The sequence below is a fragment of the Gammaproteobacteria bacterium genome (genome assembly GCA_035501935.1).
Classification (GTDB): domain Bacteria; phylum Pseudomonadota; class Gammaproteobacteria; order JAJPIJ01; family JAJPIJ01; genus JAJPIJ01.
Window position 1 is genome coordinate 1 of the sequence record DATJVC010000040.1, and the last position, 19,125, is coordinate 19,125.

The window sequence follows — 19,125 nt, forward strand, 5'->3', positions numbered from 1 at the left end:
CGATCCTAGGATATTGTGCTGCTGTAGTTTCAAGTTCATACGCTCGAGCAACAACTGGACCATACAACTCACCATCGCGTAATTCCACGCCCCATGCAAGTTCGATTGCTCCGCGAAGCGGTTGTTGCATCGCTAATCCTAACAGGCAGTGGCTACCCGCCAGTACAAATAGGCAGTAAATCCCGTTCATTGGACACTTTACTGTCTGATCCCCCAACGAAACGAAGGAGACCAAACCATCGGACCATCTTTGAGTAGTAATACGGGTTCGCTGCAATTCATCAAAACTTGCACGTAGTTGCGGTGGCAACGCAGCTCTACGGGGCGAATTCTGTTGAGCTTTCAAAAAACCTCGCAACATCGCATCGGCTTGTCGTTGTAACGCGAAAATAGGTCCTATGCTCTCTTTCACAATTGTTAAAAACTGTTGATGTTCTTTGTCTGAGGCAAAAGATGGCAGTATGCCTTGATCAGCGAACTTAGTACGTTGTCCGAGAAGATCGATGAAACTAACTGCATAGTTACACACTGTCCAGTTGGTCGGGGTCTGATTTGCTTCTTCCGTACCCACTAACTTGATCTCATCTGTTTCAGATCCACTATTGTTTAATTTGGGATGGCTTCGATTCTGCGGTACAGCCAGCCACCGACATAAAATGATACGCCGACCACGATCAGCGTGCCGATCCTGACCAGCGGGGCGGATGACCCCAGATCGTAGAACAGCACCTTGCCTGCCGAAATGGCGAAGATGAGCAGGGAGGATTGTCCCAGCAGCTTGTCCTTCCAGCTCAGCGACGCCAGCAGACAGCCCAGCGCCAGCGCGCCCCACGCCAGTGACACCGCGATGCGGCCGGTGAACAAATGCGTGGCGGCCGCGATTGCGGCCAGATGTCCCGCGAACAGCAGCAGCGGCCACGCGCCCTTCGCCGCGTTCGCGCGGCGCGCCAAAATATAGCCGCCGTACAACTCCACGGGGTACAGGACGGAGAGTGCGTCCGCGCCGACGACCATGTGGCGATCATAGTCCGCAACGATGCGCACGTAGTTGATGACGAAGATCAGGAACACCGCCAGCCAGACGAAAACTCCCGCCGCCGAAAGCTTGCCCCTGAGCATTCCAAAAACGGCCGTTACCGGCAGTACGATGAGTCCCACCCACGGCATCCAGGCCTCGGGCACGGACTCCAGATAGCCGGCGTGGAAAATCACGATCGCGATGTAGGCGCCCAGCAGCATCCGTCCGCCGGGCATGTCGCGCCTCAATAGGGCTCGCGCGACCATATAAATGATCGCGAGCACGGCGGCGCTTCCCACCGCCACCCACGGCGCATAGGCTGGAATGTGCCGGTCCAGCAATTCGTATTGCAGCACATAGAAGATGAGCAACGCCGGCAGGTGCGCCGTGGCCGTGGATTCGTTCATCGGCGCCATGCGGCGCACGGAATAAAGCGCCGCGGTGCCGGCGAAGATCAGGAATTGCACGGCTTGGAACACCACCACAATCAGCCATTGCTCATAATGGCCGCCGTCGCGCCACGCCTGATCGAAGCCGATCAGCGCGAGGTACAGCGCCAGCAGATACACCGAGCGGGTGCCCACCCAAATCGAAAACCAGCAGAACACCACGCTCCAGCAGGAGTAATAGACGGCCAGATCGGACACGTCCAGCAGCAGGCTGCGCAGCAGAAAGGGCGCGGAATAGGTACCCGCCACGGCGAAGAAGGCATAGAGCGTGCTCTGGAACACATGGCACAACCACAGGGACAGAATGCAGATCAGCAGCACGGCGGACAAGGCGGCGGGCACGCCGATGAGCGCGTAATAGAGATGCGCGCCATAGACGGACAGGAACAGAATGACCACGCCGGCCGCCGGCAGCAGGCCCGCATAAGCGCGATCGCCCGCGCGCAGCGCCCAGCCGACGCCGATCATGGCGAAGGCGGACAACACGGCCAGCATGACCTGCCGCTCCGGCGTGAGCCAGCCGGACACCAGCGCCAGCTTGATGACGTAGGACGCCGCCAGCACCAGCGCCGCGGCCCCGCCCCACCCCAACAGTTGCGTCGCGAACGACGGACCGTGATGCTCGTCTTTTTTCGGCGCTTTGGACGTTGAAGGTTTGGAAACCGCCGGCGCGGGTGCCGTTGGTTTGCCCGGCGCCGTCGCTTCCGGTTTGAGACCGATGTGGGATTCAATCTTTTCCAGCCGTGCCTCTAACGCCGCCAGCTGCTGTTCAATCTCCGCCATGCTCCCTCCTCCCTTTAATGCGTCTTGCGCGAAGCATCCATGCGCTTACCTTCAGGTAAAGCGCTCGGTGAATGGCTCCTTCTTCCAGCCGTGGCCGAAGCGCCGCAACGCCTGATAGACCGCAAAGCGTTGAACGCTGGTCGCGCCCAGATCGGCCATCGCTTCATTGGCCAGGATGTTGTCAGCATCCTTGCGCGTCAATGCCGTCTGACCGCCATCTTCCAGCGTGACCACTCCTTCATATTGATAGAGGACGTCATGCACCCAGCCGCCGAGTTCTATGCGGGGGTCGTCGCTGGCCATGAAGATCGACCATGCAAACTGGGGGATCGACGCGAGATCCGAGACATATCCCTGTGGCACCGTGATGATACCGCCCGCGATGTCACTGCGGAATCGCAGCGGCACCTGGAGGACGAACAGCGCCACGCCGAGCGGCTTGCCTTCAGCCTGCAATTTCCACGGCGCCAGTTGCAATGATACATCGCCATCAATATCGAAGAAGCGGTTGGGCATTACTGCCTCCGGCCGGGCGTGGCCTCGCTGTTCACTTCTTCCGCCCGGCGCGGGCGATGGCTTTGGGATCGGCGCGCTTGAGCCTTTTCGCGGCGCGCTGTTCGCTGCGGTGGCCGCGTCGATCTTCGCGCTTGAATGCCTTCTTCTTGGCCTTGGAACCGTAGATCTGCTTCCACTTGCCGTTTTTGAAGATGATCTGGTAGCCGCCGGACAGGATCTGGAACGGCTCCCTGATCTTTTTCATCTGATCGAACTGCACTGAGCCCGGTTTGTGGAAGGCCTCGAAGTACGCCGGGAACACGAAGTCCGTCATCGGGACGCCCTTGACCGGGAAGCTCAGCGCCTCGACCGGATCGGCGCTTTCGTAGGCGTACATCAGATCCGGATCGGGGCCGGTGGTCATCATGTTGATGGCCGGGTCCACCAGCATCTCCACCAGTTCATGCGAGGCCGATACGCTCACCAGATCCTTGTTCTCCAGTGTCGTTTTCACAAAGACTTTGGCCTCGGGCAGGCCGTCCGGCGTGAGATCGTGGTAGGCGAGCGCGCCGGGTTGGTCGGCATCGTCGAGGAACACCATCGCCCAGGCGCCCTTGATGAAGCCTTCAGACTTGATGAGCTTCGCGGGCGTGCCCCAGACGGGCGCGACGTACTCGTCGATGAACACCTGCATGGCGGTAATGAGTTTGTCGAAGTTGACGCCCAGTTTTGTCTTCGCCTTGTTGAAGCAGGCAATGGTGGGCACGCCGCCCTGATTGAACGCACCGCGTAGTGGTTGTTTGCCTGCGACGCGGGGCGGTCTGCCGGCGGAGCGGCGCGGTTTGATCGCGCGGCGGGCCGTTTTTTCCGCCACCGGCGGACGCGTTGTCTGCGCCGGCCTGGCGACAGGCAGCGGTTCCACCGCGATTTCAAGGATGATGAGTTCGGTCGCGGGCAGGTCTTGCAGCTTGGCGAACAGCGCTTCGAAGGCCTGTTTGCTGCCGCTGATGGAATCCTGGCCCATGGTCTGACCGAGTAGAATGCAGCCCCCGGCGTCCTTGTCGGCATCGCCGGGGTGGATGTAGACGCCCTCGAAATTCGGCACGTTCACCAGATGCGGCAACAGCCGCTGGAACCGTGAGGAGAAATCGACCACCACGTCATAGGCCCCCGCGGGAATGACCCCGGCGCCGCCGATCTTTTCAGATGTCAGGCATTCATATTCACCATTGACGTACAGTTCACCGATCGCGCCCTTGTCAGTGAATTCCTTGCGTATGAGTTTTAATTCCATATTTTTATTTTCCTCGAGTCAGAAATTCAGGTTTGCATCATGAAATGGCATGGCAGTCATCGGCGCGCATAAATCCCGCCGCTCGGATGCAGTGGATGATTTCCTCCATGGAGATGAAAGCCATCGGGCGGCACTTTGCCCCTTTCATCAGAAGCTTTTATTCTAAATTTTGCGATCAGCCTACTCCTGTCATTATTAAAAATCACCGGCTTTTCAGGTTCAAGGGCGTTTCACCTGCAAACGATGCGGTGCCGCGTGAATTCAGCTCTGACATATTTTTTATGGGGTTATCGTGAACCCCTGCAAAAACATGTGAAGTTGCCACCTTATTCACTGACTCACGATTGCCCCATGACCGTGCGCTTGGTTCATTGACAGGCTGGAAAACACCTTGTTGCGCCGCACAAATTAAACGCTACAATGACATTGCATCACACTGCCCAATCACAACAGCGCGAAGGGGGACGTATGGAGATCAAAGACAAAGTGGCTGTGATTACAGGCGCCGGCAGCGGCATCGGCTGCGCCCTGGCGACGGAACTGGCCGGGCGCGGAATGAAGGCGATCGGCCTGATCGACCTCAGCGACGGCCTTGCCGAGGTGTGTGCAAAGATCAACAAGGAAACCGGCAGGGCCGTGGCGCATCCCTTCAAGGGCAACACCACGGACGTGGAGTTTCGCAAGCAGGTCTTCGACGCGATGGAGTCGCAGCACGGCACGGTGACGATTTGCGTGCCGGCCGCGGGCATCACCCGCGATGATCTGGCGGTCAGGGTCGACAAGGCCACCGGCAAGGCGCGCGTCTATCCCGTCGAAAACTTCCGTCTCGTGCTCGAAGTGAATCTGGTGGCGCCCGTGTACTGGGCGATGGAGATGGTGGCCCGCATCGCCGAGGATCGGCTGCGCAAGGGCCTCAAGCGCTGGACGCCGTCGGAGCGGATCCAGGGTACGGTGGTGTTCATCGGCTCCATATCGTCACAGGGCAACAAGGGTCAGATTTCCTACGCCAGCACCAAGGCCGGCCTGGAGGGCGCCGCCGCGACGCTGACGAAGGAGGCGATTTTCCACGGCGTGCGCTGCGGCGTGATCCATCCCGGCTTCACCGACACGCCCATGGTCCGCGCGCTGGGCGCCGAATACATCGAACGCAACATCCTGCCGTTCACTCAACTCGGCCGGCTGATCCGCACGGAGGAAATCGCCGATGCGATCTGCTTCATGATCTCGAACTCGGCGGTGAGCGGCGAGTTGTGGGCGGACGCGGGCTGGCACCCCTCGCCGGCTTAAGTCCGGCAGCACTCCAGTACCAGCCGTTTCCGGTGGCCTCACCGTGGAATCCGCTCACCGCGAGCGGGGCCGGGAGATATCTGAACGGTTTTATCGTGCTGCTTTGGTTCGCCAGCCTGTTTTTAAATGCGCATCTGAGCGAATAGCCGCGCTGCTCAATTCGTATTGCTGGTCGTCAGCGGCTTTGAGCTTCTCTCGCTCAACCGGGTGATGAAGCCATCCATGCCGTATTGCTGTATTTCCGTATCCACCCCCGTGCGGAACGTCACCACGATGCTGACACCGTCCGCCAGGACGTCGTAGACCTTCCAACCCCCATCCGTCTTGATCATCCGGTAATCGATGTTGAGCTGTTGTTTACCGGGCACCGATATGCGGGTGCGCACGACCGCCAATGCCGGGTCGTCGCCGTGCGTCGTCTGCAGGTATGCGATGCTCACGTCGGTATAGTCGGAAACATTGATGGCGTAGGTCCGCAACAGCAGCCGCTTGAAATTGTCGATGAATTGCTGCTGCTGCTCGGGGGTCGCCTCGCGCCAGTGTTTGCCCAGGATCAAGCGCCCGGAACGCACGGTATCCACGTGCGGCGATACGATCTGATCGACGAGTTCAACGGCGTGATTGGGGTCGCTGTCGATGATCGCCTTGTCGCGCAGCACCGCCGTTCGCAGGTCTTCCACCGTGCCGCGGATAACGGCCTGCGGATCGCCGGAACCATCCGCCGCCGCGTTTGCGGCGACGGCAAACACAGTTGCGGCAAACAGCATCAATAGTCGCGAAAAAACAAGCTTGGCCATGAGTTTTATTCCTTGGGAAAATCTGAATGAACCTGCGGGTCTTTCTTGCACGGATACATTTCTAATAGACAACAAATACGGCGGGGAGTTTAACCGTTCATATTCGCGGGATACCAGCCGATTACTGCGAAGCGTATCACAATTACGGAAGTGAATTGCACCCGCCAAGGCTCAAATATCAATGGCCGATAACTGAATTTTTGGTTATTTTCTCCACCGATTCATGCTGTATATTACTAAAAAACGGAGGATTAAGTATGCGCAAAACGATACGAAGGCGCACGCGGCGTTCTTCATCGTTACGACCCGGGCGCAAAGCCGGTGCCCGTTCTGCGACCGTCGCAATGGCCCTGCTTATCGGCTCGCGCAAGGGCGCATTCATACTGCATGCCGGCCCCGGACGCCGTGACTGGCGGACCGTCGGCCCGCACTTCCTCGGCCACGCCGTGCACCACATCGTGCTGGACCCGCGCGATGGCCGCACCCTGCTCTGCACGGCGCACGCGGGACATCTCGGACCGACCCTGTTTCGTTCCACCGATCGCGGCAAGTCCTGGCAGGAGTCGAAGAAACCGCCCGCCTTCGCCAAGGCCCCGGAAGGTGAAACCGGCCGTTCCGTCGATCATGTCTTCTGGCTGGCGCCCGGCCATGCCAGCGAACCCGGGGCATGGTATGCCGGCACATCGCCGCAAGGTTTGTTCCGTTCCGAGGACGGCGGCGTCACCTGGGAGGGGGTCGCGGGGTTCAACGCGCATCCCAAGCGACCGGCCTGGTGCGGCGACGGGCAGCAGGCGGCGCCGGACGGCGCCACCCTGCATTCGATCATCGTCGATCCACGCGATCCAAAACATCTCTACATCGGCCTGTCCTCCGGCGGCGTCTTCGAAAGCACCGACGGCGGCCGCGACTGGGCGCCGATCAACCGAGGCTGCCGCGCCGATTTCATACCGGTGCCGGATCCGGAATACGGCCATGACGTGCACTGCATGCGACTGCACCCGCTCGCCCCGGATCGCCTGTACCAACAAAATCACTGCGGTATCTATCGCATGGACCGCGCCGAAAGCCGCTGGGTGCGCATCGGCGAGCGCATGCCGAAAAAGATCGGCGACATCGGCTTTCCGCTGGCGCTGCATCCGCGCGACCCGGACACGATGTGGGTGTTCCCCATGGATGGCTCGACGGTCTGGCCGCGCGTCAGTCCCGGCGGCAAGCCGGCGGTTTATGTCTCGCACAACGGCGGCGGCAGCTGGCGGCGCCAGGATCGCGGCCTGCCGGTCAATCAGGGCTGGTTCACTGTCAAGCGCCAGGCGATGTGCGCGGATCGGCACGATCCGGCCGGTGTGTACTTCGGCACGACGGGGGGCGAGTTGTGGGCCAGCACGAATGAAGGCGAAAAATGGAACTGCCTCGTCCGTCACCTGCCGGAGATCTATTCGGTCGAAACAGCGGTATTCGCGTGATGCGGGTGCTCATTCCTTCGCAACTTCAGGATTACACGCGCAACGAGAGCCAGGTCGAGGCCAGGGGCGGTACCGTTGGCGAGATTCTGGATGATCTTGACCGGCGGTTCCCCGGGATCCGGTTCCGGATCATCGATGAGCAGGATCGCATCCGCAGACATCTGCGCGTTTTTATCAATGAAGAACAGACCCATGCCCTGGAAACACCGCTGAAGCCAGATGATCGCCTGATTATCCTGGGCGCCCTGAGCGGCGGCTGACCTCCAGCACGCGAAACAATTTCGACAGTTCGAAAAAAATGAATGTCGCAAGGCCGGCAATGAGGCATAAGGCCAGATCGGACGGACGCAGCTCGCCGAACAGGAATAAATTGCTGAGCGCCGGCAGATAGAGAATCAGTCCCAGCAAGGCCGCGGCCCCGATCGTGATCCACCAGAGCGCGGCATTTGGCACGCCCAGCGTGGCCAGCGCCGGGCGCGACCACGAGCGGTTGGCGAAGATCAGGCCGATGCTCGCCAGCACCATGGTCGTGAAAGTCAGCGCCCGGGCCTCATTCGCCCCCCGCCCCGTCATCAGCGCCACCGAGAATATCGACAGGACGACGGCAAGCAATACGAATCCCTGCGTAAAACTGCGCTTCAGGATCCCGCGGTCGAACAGCCGCGCGGATGCGGATCGCGGCGGCCGCCGCATGACATCGGCCTCTTCCGGTTCGGCCTCGAACACTATGGAACATGCGGGATCGATGATGAGCTGCAGGAAGAGGATATGCACGGGCATCAGCACAATCGGCCAGCCCATCATCACCGGGATGAGGGACATGCCGACAATCGGAACGTGCACGGCGATGACGAAAGCGAACGCCTTTCTCAGATTGTCGAAAATGCGGCGTCCGAGTTTCACTGCGCTGACGATCGAGGAGAAATCATCGTCCAGCAGCACCAACGACGCGGATTCGCGCGCCACATCCGTTCCACGTCCGCCCATGGCAATCCCGATGTGTGCCGCCTTGAGCGCCGGCGCATCGTTTACGCCGTCGCCGGTCATGGCAACGATTTCACCATCGGCCTTGAATGCATCCACCAGACGCAGCTTCTGCTCGGGAACCACGCGGCAGAATATGTGAGCAGTTTTGATGCGTTGCTGCAGCTCGGAATCACCCAGCATGCCGAGTTCCGGCCCGGTAATGACGCCATCCCGGCCATCAAGGCCGATCTGCCGGGCAACGCTGAGCGCCGTTGCGGGATAATCGCCGGTGATCATCACCACCCGCAGCCCCGCCCTCAGGCTTTCCGCAATGGCGGCGGCGGCCGTGGGCCGCAAAGGATCGTCGAGTGCGATGAGACCGAGCAGGCGAAACTCAAAATCATGCTGGATTTCAGGCAGGGTCTGGTGAACGAACACCGCCTTGGCGACGCCCAGCACCCGCAGACCCTGTCCGGCCAGGATGTTGACGCGCCGGGTCAACACAGCCGTGTCGGCGGCGTTCAGATGGCAGAGATCGGCGATGGCCTCAGGAGAACCTTTGGCCGCAATGACATAGTGCCTCCCGCCGGGCGATCGCCAGACCCGCGACATCGCCAGCAAATCCCCGGAGAGTGGATAGTCCTCAACCAGCTGCCAGTCGGCGTGCAGGTGCTCCGTCTGCGCGAGCAGTTTGAGCCCGGATTCGCGGATCGCCTTCTCCGTGGGGTCGAAGGGATCCCGGTGGCTCGCCAGCACTGCGAATTCCAATGTTTCGTGAAACTCCTCGGGGAACAGCTGCCCGGAGGATTGCGCGACATCAAACAGCCGGTCGCCGACGGCGAGCTGTGCGAGCGTCATGCGATTCTGTGTCAGCGTGCCGGTCTTGTCCACGCATAAGACCGTGGCGGCGCCGAGCATTTCCACGGCGGGAACGCGCCGGGTCAGCACCTGCTCTTTTGCAATACGCCAGGCACCGAGGCCCAGAAAGATGGTCAACACAACCGGCAACTCTTCGGGCAGAATTGCCATGGCAAACGTGAGACCGGCCAGAAAACCGTTCAGCGGATCCGCGCGCGCCACGCCGTACCATAGCGCGATGCCAGCCGCCAGAGCGGAGCCGAACCATGCCACGCGTTTGACCACCTGCGTGATCTCGCGTTGAATACGGGTTGCCTCCGGCGCAATGGACGCCAGCGACTTGCCGATGTGGCCCATGGCCGTGCCGTCGCCCGTCGCCAACACGCGTGCGAGGCCCTTGCCCTGTGTCACCAGTGTCCCCGAAAACACGAAGGATGAATCGTCGCCGCCGGGCCGCCCCATGGTCATCTGCGTCTCATCACCGGCCAGTTTGCGGACCGGCACCGACTCACCGGTCAACAGCGATTCGTCGACGGTGAGGCTCTTGCTCTCCAGCAACATGCCATCCGCCGGAACGCGATCTCCCTCGGAGAGGACGACAATGTCGCCGCGCACCACCTCACGGCCGGCGATGCGGATCTGCACGCCGTCGCGGATCACCAGCGCGCGCGGGCTGGAAAGATCGCGCAAGGCCTCGAGAGTGCGCTCAGCCTTGCGTTCCTGGATGAAGGTAATTCCCATCACCACAAAGACGAAGGCCAGGAGCATCAGGGCTTCCTGTCTGTTGCCGAGCAGCAGGTAAATGGCACCGCAGGCCACCAGCAGCAGGAACATCGGTTCCCTCGCAACATTGATCGCAATCGCGAAAACGCTGCGCGGTCTGGCCGAGGGAAGTTCGTTGTAACCCTCGAGTGTCAGCAGCTCGGCCGCCCGGGAGGCGGTCAGGCCGCGTGGAGATGAGATGGGAGAGCCCGGGTTCATCCTTTTGTCCTGGCTGTTCAACTGTGGGATGACTCTGCGCTAAACTGAAATGCGCCGGCTATTCTGCACTCCGGCCCCGTCAATGCGCCAGCGATCGGGATCAAACGCCCGGATCATAATGACATGCCGCAAACAACCAAACACACCGCCGCCTTTTTGCGCATATTGCTGCTGGGCGCGCTGACGTCCGCGGTGGTCCTGCTGCTTCGTTATCAACTCGTCGAACCGGATGACATCGCCCAACTATGTCTCCGCACCAACGCGCCGGCATGGTGTGGCGCCAGGCAGTGGGTCGTGCTGGGATTTGCCTGGAACGCCTATGGCTGGGCAAGTCTTGTATTTGCAATCACGGCCATTTTGACCCGTTCGGCCGCGGCCGCCACCGTCGGATTGATCCTGGGCCTGACGGGCGCTTTACTTTACCGCTACTTCCCGGCCGGGCTGGGATTGTTGTTGAGCGCGCTGCTGCTCTCCCGCCTCTGGGCGCCGCCAGTCACAGGTGCCGCCCGCGAGCAGGAGGCACAACGCCGCCCATGACCAGGCGGCGCAGTTGAGACCTCGTTCAACCGCGATGAGGAGCAGCCCGGCCAGCGGCAGCCACCACACCATCAACAGTTCCTCCGGCGCCAGTCGCGCGCGTGAAACCGTATCGCGCGCCCTTATCGCCTCCACGAGCGCGATGCTCGTCACCGGCAGGACCAGCAGCGTTATGGGAAAATTCCGGTAACGTCCATCCAGCACCAATCCCAGATTCAGATACGACATTCCGGCCAGCAATCCGAAGCGGAGCAATCCCAGCATCCGCGACATGGACCATTGACCACCATGGCGGAAGACTGCGATCGTTTCCCCGATGCTTGCGATGCGCGGCAATGCTGCACGTCCATCCAGCCATGACTTGAACGCCGAAAGTATCAATAGGAATGCCAGCCACCCCCATGCGGTGCCTGCGCCCGACAGTAGCCACTCGATGGCATCGCGGCTGTCATTGGCAAGATAATCATACTGCGCCGTCAGCGTGGCGCCGGTGATCACACCGGCGGTTGCCAGGAGGATCATCGCCGGCCGGCCGGCGCGCGGAGGAATGCCGGCGCCGGCGATCATGAAGAGCAGCGCCGCCGCCAGCGCAGCTTGAAGGCCGCGTTGCCAGTCTTCCACTTCGCGCACCGGACCCTGCAAACCGTACTTGGCTTCGCCCCGGGCGTCATACAAGCCCCAGAAGCCGCCGACCGTTCCCTCGGCGAGACGTTTCCAGGGCTGGTCGTAGGCCTCGATCAGGTTGTAGTCGAGCTGATGATCCGCGGCGTAGCGTGTGAATTCGCGTATATAACGTGCGGCATTGATCCGCGAAGGCACGGCGCCCGCGCGGGGCCGCCCGGCGGTGGGCCAGCCGGTCTCACCGATGAGCACGTGCTTGCCCGGGAATTGCCGCGAAGTCTTCGCATACACCTCGCGCGTGTGATCGAGAGCCGCGTCCACGGAAACGGGATTATTCTCCCAGTAGGGCAGTATGTGTATGGTAATGAAAGACACCGCACCGGCGAGGCCGGGGCGCCGCAGCCAGAATTCCCAGACATCGGCATAGCTCACCGGTAGATGCGTGGCGGCATGAACGCGCTCGAGATAGCCGCGCAATGCCGCTTCCGATTGCTCATGCCGCAGCAACACCTCGTTGCCGACGATGATGGCCTTGATGACATCCGCATTGTCCCCCGCCAATCGTGTCGCGATGCGGATTTGCATCTCGTTGTCCGCCGCATCCGGGCCAATCCATACGCCGAGCAACACTTTCATTCCGTATTTACGGGCGACGGCGGGCACGGCGTCCATGCCGCGGGTCACGGCGTAGGTGCGCACGCATCGGAAACGATTCGCCAGGCGCCGCAGATCGACATCGATTTGCGCCGGCGTGATTTCGGCGCCCGGTGCCTCCGGCTGCCAGGCTGGCGTGTAGGATACGCAGGCCAGCCTGCCCTCCGGCGCATTAGGCAGCTCGACGGGCCGTCCCAACTGCCACCAGCGCAGCACGCAAAGCAGCGCCGCCGCGCCAAAGACGACGAGCACGACGATCTTGCGGCTCGAATACTCCACCGGAGGTAACGGTTATTTTTTCTTCAGCAACGAAGCGAGGCCGGCGAAGGGCTGAAAGGTCGCAGCCTTCGGCTCGCGCACGCCGGCTGTCGAATCACCACCGCCGTAACGCACCTGATCGACGTGGCGCATATGCTCCTGGTCGTGACAATAGAGACAGAGCAGTTCCCAGTTGCTGCCGTCGGGCGGATTGTTGCCGTGGTTGTGATCGCGATGATGCACCGTGAGTTCATGCAGGTTCTCGCGCGTGAATTCGCGCCCACAGCGGCCGCAGATCCACGGATAAAGCTTCAACGCCTGTTCGCGATACTCCTGTTCGCGCCGTTCGCCGTAACGGCGCGCCTCGTGGACCAGTTGGTCCAGTTTGCTCCGACCCTGTTCCTTCTTCTCGCCTTTCATCATCGCAACAACGCTGTAAAAAAGTGGATTCTCAGCGAAACGCCTTTTTCATGCATTGATCGCGGGCGTCAGCGGCGGCGGCGGCCAGCTGCTGCTTTTCCGGCGGCATCGATCGATAGGCGGGATCGTTTCCGTCCCGGGTCACCAACACGATATAGTCGTCGAACGTCAGGTCCAGGCTCAGCCTGCCATTCAGGCAATTGCAGAACCGCTGGTGGCCAAAGGAGCTGAGGCACGCGGCGTGACGTTCGTCTGAAATCTTTTTCAATTCCGCCAGGGTATCGAGCGCCTTGAAGCCGGGGTCGGTTGCAGGAGTGCCGCCCCTGGCCACGGGCCGGTTTTCAGCTCCGGGCTCCTCCGCCGCGACGGCGGCAAATACCAGGACGAACATGGATACGGCGACGGCGTCGGCGAGATGCGGCATCACCAATACAACCACCAGGTACCCTCGGAACGGATGGCGTGCCCTTGCAGTGTGATGCGGGCATCGAGCGGATTGCCCGGTTCGATATCGGGCATCGGCGCGATTTGATGCACGGTGTGTCCGGAATGAACAACCATTCCACCTGGAACATAGCGATGCACTGCCGGCGCGGTGGAATGCACCCTTTTCGCGATTTCGTCTATCGGCAGGCCGCGCACCTTTTCATAGCGGATATCCCAGGTATGCAGGCCGCCGCCGCCACGCGGCAGCACGATGCTGGCGGTGAACGAAATGGGCTTCTCAAAATCCGGGTGCGGGTGGTCGCGCCAGTCGATAAGCTGGTATTGCAAATCCACGTGAATGGAGGCGATGGACTGCCGGAACAGCGGTGTCGGCATGAATATGTGGAATCCCGGCCGGCCCGCGCGCCGCTCGAAGGCGCAGGCCCCGCCCAGATGCTCCGCCAGTGATTTCGATAATTTGGCGTATAGCCACTCGAAGTCCTTCTCCAACAGCGGGTTCAACCGCGCGGCCTTGTCGTAATAGCACTTTTTCCTTGCGGCTGGATCGGTGGCGTCGAGGTAGCTTGCCGCACCGAGGGTGTAAAAGGGCGCTTCCGCGTGGCGCTGTTCCCAGTGCGTGCGCAGGGCATGGACGGCGTCCGCTGTACGGCGGCACTCCTCGCTGTTCAGGAATTGATATCGCTCAAACATGGCGGCATTTGCCGTTGATTTTAAATGTAGTGTAGCCCAATTGACGCAGAATTCATCTGAGCGAGTTACGCTAACCTACTGTTGCACAAATAAAACGGATATGTTTCAATGAGCGAAGTTGTACAGTGTTGCAGACATGCGTCTTTCGTCAAGGATATGCAGACTGCGTAATGAAAGCCGTCCTGTCTTATCCGATCTCCCGCTTTGGGCGGTCTTCGACCGCCGCTATCGCACGTTCGTCTCTTCATTTTCGATTCTCGCACGAAAGGGATATGCCCATGAATATTTACGTCGGTAATCTTGCATACAGCATCACGGATGCTGAATTGAAATCCGCTTTTGAACCATATGGTCAGGTCATTTCCGCTGAAGTTATCGTCGACAAACGCACACGCCGCTCGCGCGGTTACGGTTTTGTACGCATGGCCAATGAAGCGCAGGGCCGCGCCGCCATACAGGCGCTGGATGGCAGGGAATTCCAGGGCCGACCGCTGCGCGTCGATGAGTCCAAACCCGGCAGTCAGGAAAAACGATCGCCGGCCAGCCGCGGCGGCCGTTCTTCGCGCGGCCACGGCCGCCATCAGCGCCCCGCCACCAGTGCCTCGGCGGCGCCCGCCGCCCCGGCGCGCGGCGTATTGTCGTTCTTCAAAAAGATATTCTCCAGAGGTTGATCGTGGCACCGATCACGCGGCGCAAAGCCGCGTGATCGGTTTGCTCGTTCACCGGTGCAACCCGTTCCACAGCACCCCGAAGATCACGCTCGTTTGGATTGACAGGTCCCATCATCCTCTCCGGTGATATTCGGCTGACGACCGGTCCGGCGTTCCGACGCTGGCGCGTCAGCCTTGCTCCAGCAATTTGCGCAAATCGCCCAGCGCCGCGTTGGCGCGCGAGAGATAGCTTGCCATGACGAGCGAATGGTTGGCGACGAAACCGAATCCGGTGCCATTCAGGATCATCGGACTCCAGACCGTCGCCTGCGTTCCCTCCAGCTCGCGGATGATCTGCTGCAGGCTGACCAGCGCATTCTTTTTCTCCAGTACACCGTGAAAATCGATTTCGGCCGCCTTCAGAAACACAATCAACGCCCAGGCTGATCCGCGCGCCTCGTAAAATACGTTGTCGATCTCCAGCCACGGCGTCTTGACGCTGATCTGCGCCCGCTCGTCCGTGGAGCCGGCAACGGCGGTGGGACTGTTGAGATCGATGTTGACCCGCTCCTGGCCCACGCTGGCCGACAGCCTCTGCGACAGGCTGCCGAGGCGCTTTTCAACCAGCGCCAGCCAGTCCTTCAGGTTGTCGGCACGGGCGTAGAATTGGGCGTTCTGATCCTTTTCATTCAACAGCCGCGACAGATAGCGCTCCAGCGCCTCGTTGCCGGCGCGATACTCGCTCTCGCTCGACGGCAGTATCCAGGCGTCGTTCTGGTAGTTGAAGTGCGGCTCGGCGGTCTGCAAATCGGGATCCTCGGTGGATTGCGTCTGCGAGCGGCTCATGTCGTTGCGCAGCGCCTTGGCCAGATCGCGCACCTGCGTCAACACGCCGAATTCCCAGCTGGGGATGTTATCCATGAACACGCTCGGCGGCATGACGTCATTGCTGAGATAGCCGCCGCGTTTGTCGAGCAGCGTGTTCACGGTCTCGATCAACGTCGAGGTGATGACCACGCCCGGCCACAGCTTTTTCTCATCGCCACCCACGCGTTTGAGCGCGACCGCCTTTACATCGAACAACTCCGGCTCGCTGTCCCAATACTCCATCAACACCAGATTGATCAGCACTATCACAGTGACGATGCCGCCGATGGCGGTCATTTGCAGGGAATTCTTCAGTCGCTGCAGCATTATTTTCTTGCCTCCCCACGATGATTCCGCATTTGAATTTTTTGATCCATGGTCGTGTCCGGGACTCCGGCACGGTCCGCGTTTGTTTTCACCCGCGCATAGGCCCATGCGATCCATGGCAACAACGTCCCGACATCGACGGTATCCACCGTGGCGCCGCACCAGAGACGCAGACCAGGCGGCGCGTCGCGATGCGCGGCGATGTCATAGGCCACCCGCTCGGCTTCGAGCAGCCCGCACATGTCTCTCACGATGCGCCGGCGTTCTTCCATGCCCTTCCGTATGAACCACGGATCGGTGAACTTGAGACACACGGAGGTGCATGAGCGCGTCTCCAGGCGTTCGGCAAGAAAATCGATCCACGGCGTGCGCTCGACCCACCCGGCCACGACGGCCAGGTTGCGTTCACTGCGAGCGGCCACCTCCGGTACGCCGCCAATCGATGCCGCCCATTTCAGCGTGTCGATTTGATCCTCCACACAGAGCATCGACGGCGTATTGATGGTACTGCCGGTGAAGATTTCCTCATCCAATTTCCCCTTCTTTAGCAGCCGGAACAACTTGGGTAGCGGCCACGGTGGCGTGTAATTCTCCAGTCGCGCCACGGCGCGGGGACTCAGGATCAGCATGCCATGCGCCGCCTCACCGCCCAGCACCTTCTGCCAGGAATAAGTGACGATATCGAGCTTGGACCACGGCAGCGCCATCGCGAACACCGCCGACGTGGCGTCGCAGAGGGTCAGACCCTGACGGTCATCGGCGATCCAGTTGCCGTCAGGTACGCGCACGCCCGAGGTGGTGCCGTTCCAGGTAAAAACCACGTCGCGATTGCAGTCGACACGGTTCAAGTCGGGCAGCCGGCCGTAGTCGGCTTGAAACACGCGCACATCGCGAAGTTTCAACTCGTTTTTCACATCATGCGCCCAGCCGAGACCAAAACTCTCCCATGCCAGGAGATCAACACCGCGCGCGCCCAGCAGAGACCAGATCGCCAGTTCCATCGCGCCGGTGTCAGAGGCCGGCACAATTGCAATCCGGTAATCCCGCGGCAATCCCAGCAGTGCGCGGCTGCGATCCAGAACTTCGCGCAGGCGCCCGAGCCCATCCGACGAGCGGTGCGACCGGCCAAGCAAGGCGCCGCGCAATACCTCGGGCGACCAGCCGGGGCGCTTGGCGCAGGGGCCAGAGGAAAAAAACGGGCGTTCAGGCCGGAGAGTGGGTCGGTTCAACTTATTGATTCCCGAGTTGAGAATTCTGAATGGGTTATTCTACTCGTTATTTTTATGCACCACATTGAAACATATGGCCATGGAAATGGGATCGCTATATCTCAAAAGCGGGCTTTGCGTGAGCCTCATTTCAACGCCCGCGCAATTTTGCGTCATGCCCCACGTTCGGGCTTACACGTCTGCCACCAGGGGTTTATCGCCGCTTTGTTAACGAACTGTGTCAATTTTTCCGCTCGCGCATGATATTAAGAAAGTTCAATAAACAAAGGAGTTATGTGACACAGTTCCATCCGCTACTGATGCGGGTCTCGACTTCCGTCACAAGGACTGCCACACTTAGATTAATGGGAAGCCCGTGTCCCAAGCCTCTACAGAAACTGCGGGATGATCAATTTCAACAAGAAAGGGTAATGCTTATGAAGACGATGAGTAAATTGCTGTCCGCCACCGCGATCGCGCTCGCTGTTGCCACTCCTGCCAGCCCTGCGGCGGAGGGTTCTGCGGGCATTCAGGTCGGCATACTGACCTGCAATGTCGTGCCGGGCAGCCGGGTAAACCTCCTGATCCGCTCAACTGCCGACGTCTCATGCACCTATGAAAACCAGGGACAGACCGAAAAATACAAGGGCGAGACCGGGATCGCGCTGGGTCTGGACCTGAGTTTCAAGGATGATGAAAAATTCGCCTTTACCGTGATCGCCGCTTCATCGGACGTGAAGCCGGGCGCATATGCGCTGGCGGGCAAGTATGTCGGTGGCACGGCGAGCGCCAATGCGGGCGTCGGCATCAGCGCCTCTGCACTGGTCGGCGGCGGCAACAAGAACATCAGCCTGCAACCGCTCGCGCTCGGCACCAGCACCGGTCTCGGCGCTTCGGGCGGCATCGGTTTCCTCTACATCGAAGCTGCGAAGTAAGTCAGGCCTTCATCCCAGCGCCGGCCGGATGGCCGGCGCTGGCGCGGTTTGTATCGTTAATCTTTGTTTCAAACAATCGTTTTCATTACCCGGCCCCGCATGCGCAGGATTCAGGCAATCTGCCGGTCCGGACGGTAGAGCTCGTAGGCCTTGGCGTATTCCATGATGCGGGCCACATCCCGTATAAACGCCTCGTCGTAGCCCGCACGCTCCAAAAGATAAAATCCCATCTCCATGCCGCTGGTGATGCCGCCGCCCGTGATGATGCGCCCGGCGTCCACGACGCGCGCCCGTGAAATTTTCGCCCTGGGGGCGATTTCCGCGAGCCGATCGATGGGCACCTTTCCCATGTTCGAGGCCTCGATCCGATCGGGCTCCTTGCGATTGGTCGCCGGCAAGCCGTCGAGCAGCCCCATTTGTCCGTAGATCCAACTGCCGGTACACACGCTGGTCAGGAGGGTCTCCTCCGGCAGTTCCGATATGAAACGATGCAGATTGGCGTTATAAGTCTCCTGCCGGGTTCCGAATCCGCCGGGAATCAGGAAGGCGTCCATGGCGGGATTATCAGCGAAGCCATAATTGGGCAGCACGGTGAAACCGGCCTGTGCCTGCACCGGCCTCAGGCTTTCTGCGATCAGGAAGGCATCGAGCGATGGATCGAGGCGCCGCGCCACGGAAAAGACGCCGTAGGGGGCGGCGAAATCGACGATTTCCGCGTCCTTGTATATATACACCCCGAGCCGGAATCCAAGTTTATGCGGCATGCTGTTCTCCTTTCACTGCTTCAATTGTTGAATCACCACGGCGCTGGGAATAATCTTCTGGTTTGGTGGGTGCGATCCCCGGGTCGGAAAGATAAACCATGGCCAATGTAAAAACCATTACCAAGACTCTGTGGAGCGAAACCATCATCGAGATGCTGATCGATGGCCTGAAACGCAATGCCGGCGACAAGGAAATTCGCGAATTGATACGTGAGATCCGCAACAAGGGATTCAAACGCCGGTACGTGCTTGCCAAGGTCGAAAAATCCGTCGGCACCCCGGCGATGGAACGTGTCAGGCAGCTGAGCAGTGGTTCAAAATCACCGGAACAGCCGAAGCAATGAGGCCGGAGAGGG

19 protein-coding genes are annotated in these 19,125 nt (G+C 60.4%); 6 read left to right on the forward strand and 13 right to left on the reverse strand.

Annotation, left to right across the window (positions count from 1 at the left end; genetic code table 11):
- The 4 genes from VMH34_10530 to VMH34_10545 all read right to left on the reverse strand — a co-directional run.
- On the reverse strand, positions 1-571 hold a 571-nt coding region (locus VMH34_10530), incomplete at its 3' end, for a hypothetical protein (protein HTT09210.1).
- A gap of 35 nt (positions 572-606) precedes the next feature.
- Complete coding sequence (locus VMH34_10535) at positions 607-2,250, reverse strand: DUF2339 domain-containing protein (GenBank protein HTT09211.1); 1,644 nt, start codon at positions 2,248-2,250, stop codon at positions 607-609.
- A 51-nt stretch (positions 2,251-2,301) separates the two neighbouring features.
- A complete protein-coding gene (locus VMH34_10540; protein ID HTT09212.1) occupies positions 2,302-2,766 on the reverse strand; it encodes a DUF1353 domain-containing protein in 465 nt (154 codons plus the stop codon).
- A 31-nt stretch (positions 2,767-2,797) separates the two neighbouring features.
- A complete protein-coding gene (locus VMH34_10545; GenBank protein HTT09213.1) occupies positions 2,798-4,039 on the reverse strand; it encodes a DUF5675 family protein in 1,242 nt (413 codons plus the stop codon).
- A gap of 486 nt (positions 4,040-4,525) precedes the next feature.
- On the opposite strand from VMH34_10545, the gene VMH34_10550 reads away from it, so the two are divergent.
- Positions 4,526-5,326 (forward strand): SDR family NAD(P)-dependent oxidoreductase, encoded by an 801-nt coding sequence (locus tag VMH34_10550; GenBank protein HTT09214.1) that lies wholly within the window; start codon positions 4,526-4,528, stop codon positions 5,324-5,326.
- 155 nt (positions 5,327-5,481) lie between these two features.
- Here VMH34_10550 and VMH34_10555 read toward each other — a convergent pair whose 3' ends face one another.
- The gene (locus VMH34_10555) at positions 5,482-6,123 is read right to left on the reverse strand and encodes an ABC transporter substrate-binding protein (GenBank protein ID HTT09215.1); all 642 of its coding nucleotides are present in this window, start codon (positions 6,121-6,123) and stop codon (positions 5,482-5,484) included.
- A gap of 344 nt (positions 6,124-6,467) precedes the next feature.
- Here VMH34_10555 and VMH34_10560 point away from each other — a divergent pair, with 344 nt between their 5' ends.
- Both VMH34_10560 and VMH34_10565 read left to right on the forward strand, forming a co-directional pair.
- Positions 6,468-7,586, forward strand: coding sequence for a glycosyl hydrolase (locus VMH34_10560; protein ID HTT09216.1), 1,119 nt, complete (start codon positions 6,468-6,470; stop codon positions 7,584-7,586).
- Positions 7,586-7,846 (forward strand): MoaD/ThiS family protein, encoded by a 261-nt coding sequence (locus VMH34_10565; protein HTT09217.1) that lies wholly within the window; start codon positions 7,586-7,588, stop codon positions 7,844-7,846. Before VMH34_10560 ends, VMH34_10565 begins: the two co-directional genes overlap by 1 nt.
- Here VMH34_10565 and VMH34_10570 read toward each other — a convergent pair.
- The 5 genes from VMH34_10570 to VMH34_10590 form a co-directional block, all read right to left on the reverse strand.
- Positions 7,818-10,391 carry a cation-translocating P-type ATPase gene (locus VMH34_10570; protein ID HTT09218.1) on the reverse strand — a complete coding sequence of 858 codons (2,574 nt, stop codon included), beginning with the start codon at positions 10,389-10,391 and terminating at the stop codon, positions 7,818-7,820. The genes VMH34_10565 and VMH34_10570 overlap by 29 nt on opposite strands.
- Positions 10,392-10,805: 414 nt before the next feature.
- Positions 10,806-12,482 carry a glycoside hydrolase family 17 gene (locus tag VMH34_10575; protein ID HTT09219.1) on the reverse strand — a complete coding sequence of 559 codons (1,677 nt, stop codon included), beginning with the start codon at positions 12,480-12,482 and terminating at the stop codon, positions 10,806-10,808.
- 12 nt (positions 12,483-12,494) lie between these two features.
- Positions 12,495-12,881: a YajD family HNH nuclease gene (locus VMH34_10580; GenBank protein HTT09220.1), complete on the reverse strand. Its 387-nt coding sequence runs from the start codon at positions 12,879-12,881 to the stop codon at positions 12,495-12,497.
- Positions 12,882-12,912: 31 nt separating this feature from the next.
- On the reverse strand, positions 12,913-13,320 hold the full coding sequence (locus tag VMH34_10585; protein HTT09221.1) for a hypothetical protein: 408 nt from the start codon (positions 13,318-13,320) through the stop codon (positions 12,913-12,915).
- The gene (locus tag VMH34_10590) at positions 13,305-14,018 is read right to left on the reverse strand and encodes a hypothetical protein (GenBank protein ID HTT09222.1); all 714 of its coding nucleotides are present in this window, start codon (positions 14,016-14,018) and stop codon (positions 13,305-13,307) included. Before VMH34_10590 ends, VMH34_10585 begins: the two co-directional genes overlap by 16 nt.
- A 278-nt stretch (positions 14,019-14,296) precedes the next feature.
- On the opposite strand from VMH34_10590, the gene VMH34_10595 reads away from it, so the two are divergent.
- Positions 14,297-14,689 carry an RNA-binding protein gene (locus VMH34_10595; protein HTT09223.1) on the forward strand — a complete coding sequence of 131 codons (393 nt, stop codon included), beginning with the start codon at positions 14,297-14,299 and terminating at the stop codon, positions 14,687-14,689.
- Positions 14,690-14,857: 168 nt separating this feature from the next.
- Here the strand turns inward: VMH34_10595 and VMH34_10600 are convergent, their stop codons facing one another.
- On the reverse strand, positions 14,858-15,862 hold the full coding sequence (locus tag VMH34_10600) for a DUF2333 family protein (protein ID HTT09224.1): 1,005 nt from the start codon (positions 15,860-15,862) through the stop codon (positions 14,858-14,860).
- A complete protein-coding gene (locus VMH34_10605; protein HTT09225.1) occupies positions 15,862-17,100 on the reverse strand; it encodes a phosphoserine transaminase in 1,239 nt (412 codons plus the stop codon). Before VMH34_10605 ends, VMH34_10600 begins: the two co-directional genes overlap by 1 nt.
- 407 nt (positions 17,101-17,507) lie before the next feature.
- On the opposite strand from VMH34_10605, the gene VMH34_10610 reads away from it, so the two are divergent.
- Positions 17,508-18,005 (forward strand): DUF992 domain-containing protein, encoded by a 498-nt coding sequence (locus tag VMH34_10610; GenBank protein ID HTT09226.1) that lies wholly within the window; start codon positions 17,508-17,510, stop codon positions 18,003-18,005.
- 110 nt (positions 18,006-18,115) lie between these two features.
- On the opposite strand, the gene VMH34_10615 is transcribed toward VMH34_10610, so the two are convergent.
- Positions 18,116-18,769, reverse strand: coding sequence for a DJ-1/PfpI family protein (locus VMH34_10615; protein ID HTT09227.1), 654 nt, complete (start codon positions 18,767-18,769; stop codon positions 18,116-18,118).
- Between the two features lie 98 nt (positions 18,770-18,867).
- Here VMH34_10615 and VMH34_10620 point away from each other — a divergent pair, with 98 nt between their 5' ends.
- Positions 18,868-19,113, forward strand: a complete 246-nt coding sequence (locus VMH34_10620) for a hypothetical protein (GenBank protein ID HTT09228.1) — start codon at positions 18,868-18,870, stop codon at positions 19,111-19,113.
- The last annotated feature ends 12 nt before the right edge of the window (positions 19,114-19,125 follow it).

Excerpts from the sequence above, each read along its gene's own strand:
- VMH34_10540 (HTT09212.1), bottom strand. The coding sequence starts at position 2,766 with ATGCCCAACCGCTTCTTCGATATTGATGGCGATGTATCATTGCAACTG.
- VMH34_10555 (HTT09215.1), bottom strand. The coding sequence starts at position 6,123 with ATGGCCAAGCTTGTTTTTTCGCGACTATTGATGCTGTTTGCCGCAACT.
- VMH34_10615 (HTT09227.1), bottom strand. The coding sequence starts at position 18,769 with ATGCCGCATAAACTTGGATTCCGGCTCGGGGTGTATATATACAAGGAC.
- VMH34_10560 (HTT09216.1), top strand. The coding sequence starts at position 6,468 with ATGGCCCTGCTTATCGGCTCGCGCAAGGGCGCATTCATACTGCATGCC.
- VMH34_10600 (HTT09224.1), bottom strand. The coding sequence starts at position 15,862 with ATGCTGCAGCGACTGAAGAATTCCCTGCAAATGACCGCCATCGGCGGC.
- VMH34_10610 (HTT09226.1), top strand. The coding sequence starts at position 17,508 with ATGAAGACGATGAGTAAATTGCTGTCCGCCACCGCGATCGCGCTCGCT.
- VMH34_10545 (HTT09213.1), bottom strand. The coding sequence starts at position 4,039 with ATGGAATTAAAACTCATACGCAAGGAATTCACTGACAAGGGCGCGATC.
- VMH34_10620 (HTT09228.1), top strand. The coding sequence starts at position 18,868 with ATGGCCAATGTAAAAACCATTACCAAGACTCTGTGGAGCGAAACCATC.
- VMH34_10570 (HTT09218.1), bottom strand. The coding sequence starts at position 10,391 with ATGAACCCGGGCTCTCCCATCTCATCTCCACGCGGCCTGACCGCCTCC.
- VMH34_10580 (HTT09220.1), bottom strand. The coding sequence starts at position 12,881 with ATGAAAGGCGAGAAGAAGGAACAGGGTCGGAGCAAACTGGACCAACTG.
- VMH34_10595 (HTT09223.1), top strand. The coding sequence starts at position 14,297 with ATGAATATTTACGTCGGTAATCTTGCATACAGCATCACGGATGCTGAA.
- VMH34_10565 (HTT09217.1), top strand. The coding sequence starts at position 7,586 with ATGCGGGTGCTCATTCCTTCGCAACTTCAGGATTACACGCGCAACGAG.
- VMH34_10590 (HTT09222.1), bottom strand. The coding sequence starts at position 14,018 with ATGTTTGAGCGATATCAATTCCTGAACAGCGAGGAGTGCCGCCGTACA.
- VMH34_10535 (HTT09211.1), bottom strand. The coding sequence starts at position 2,250 with ATGGCGGAGATTGAACAGCAGCTGGCGGCGTTAGAGGCACGGCTGGAA.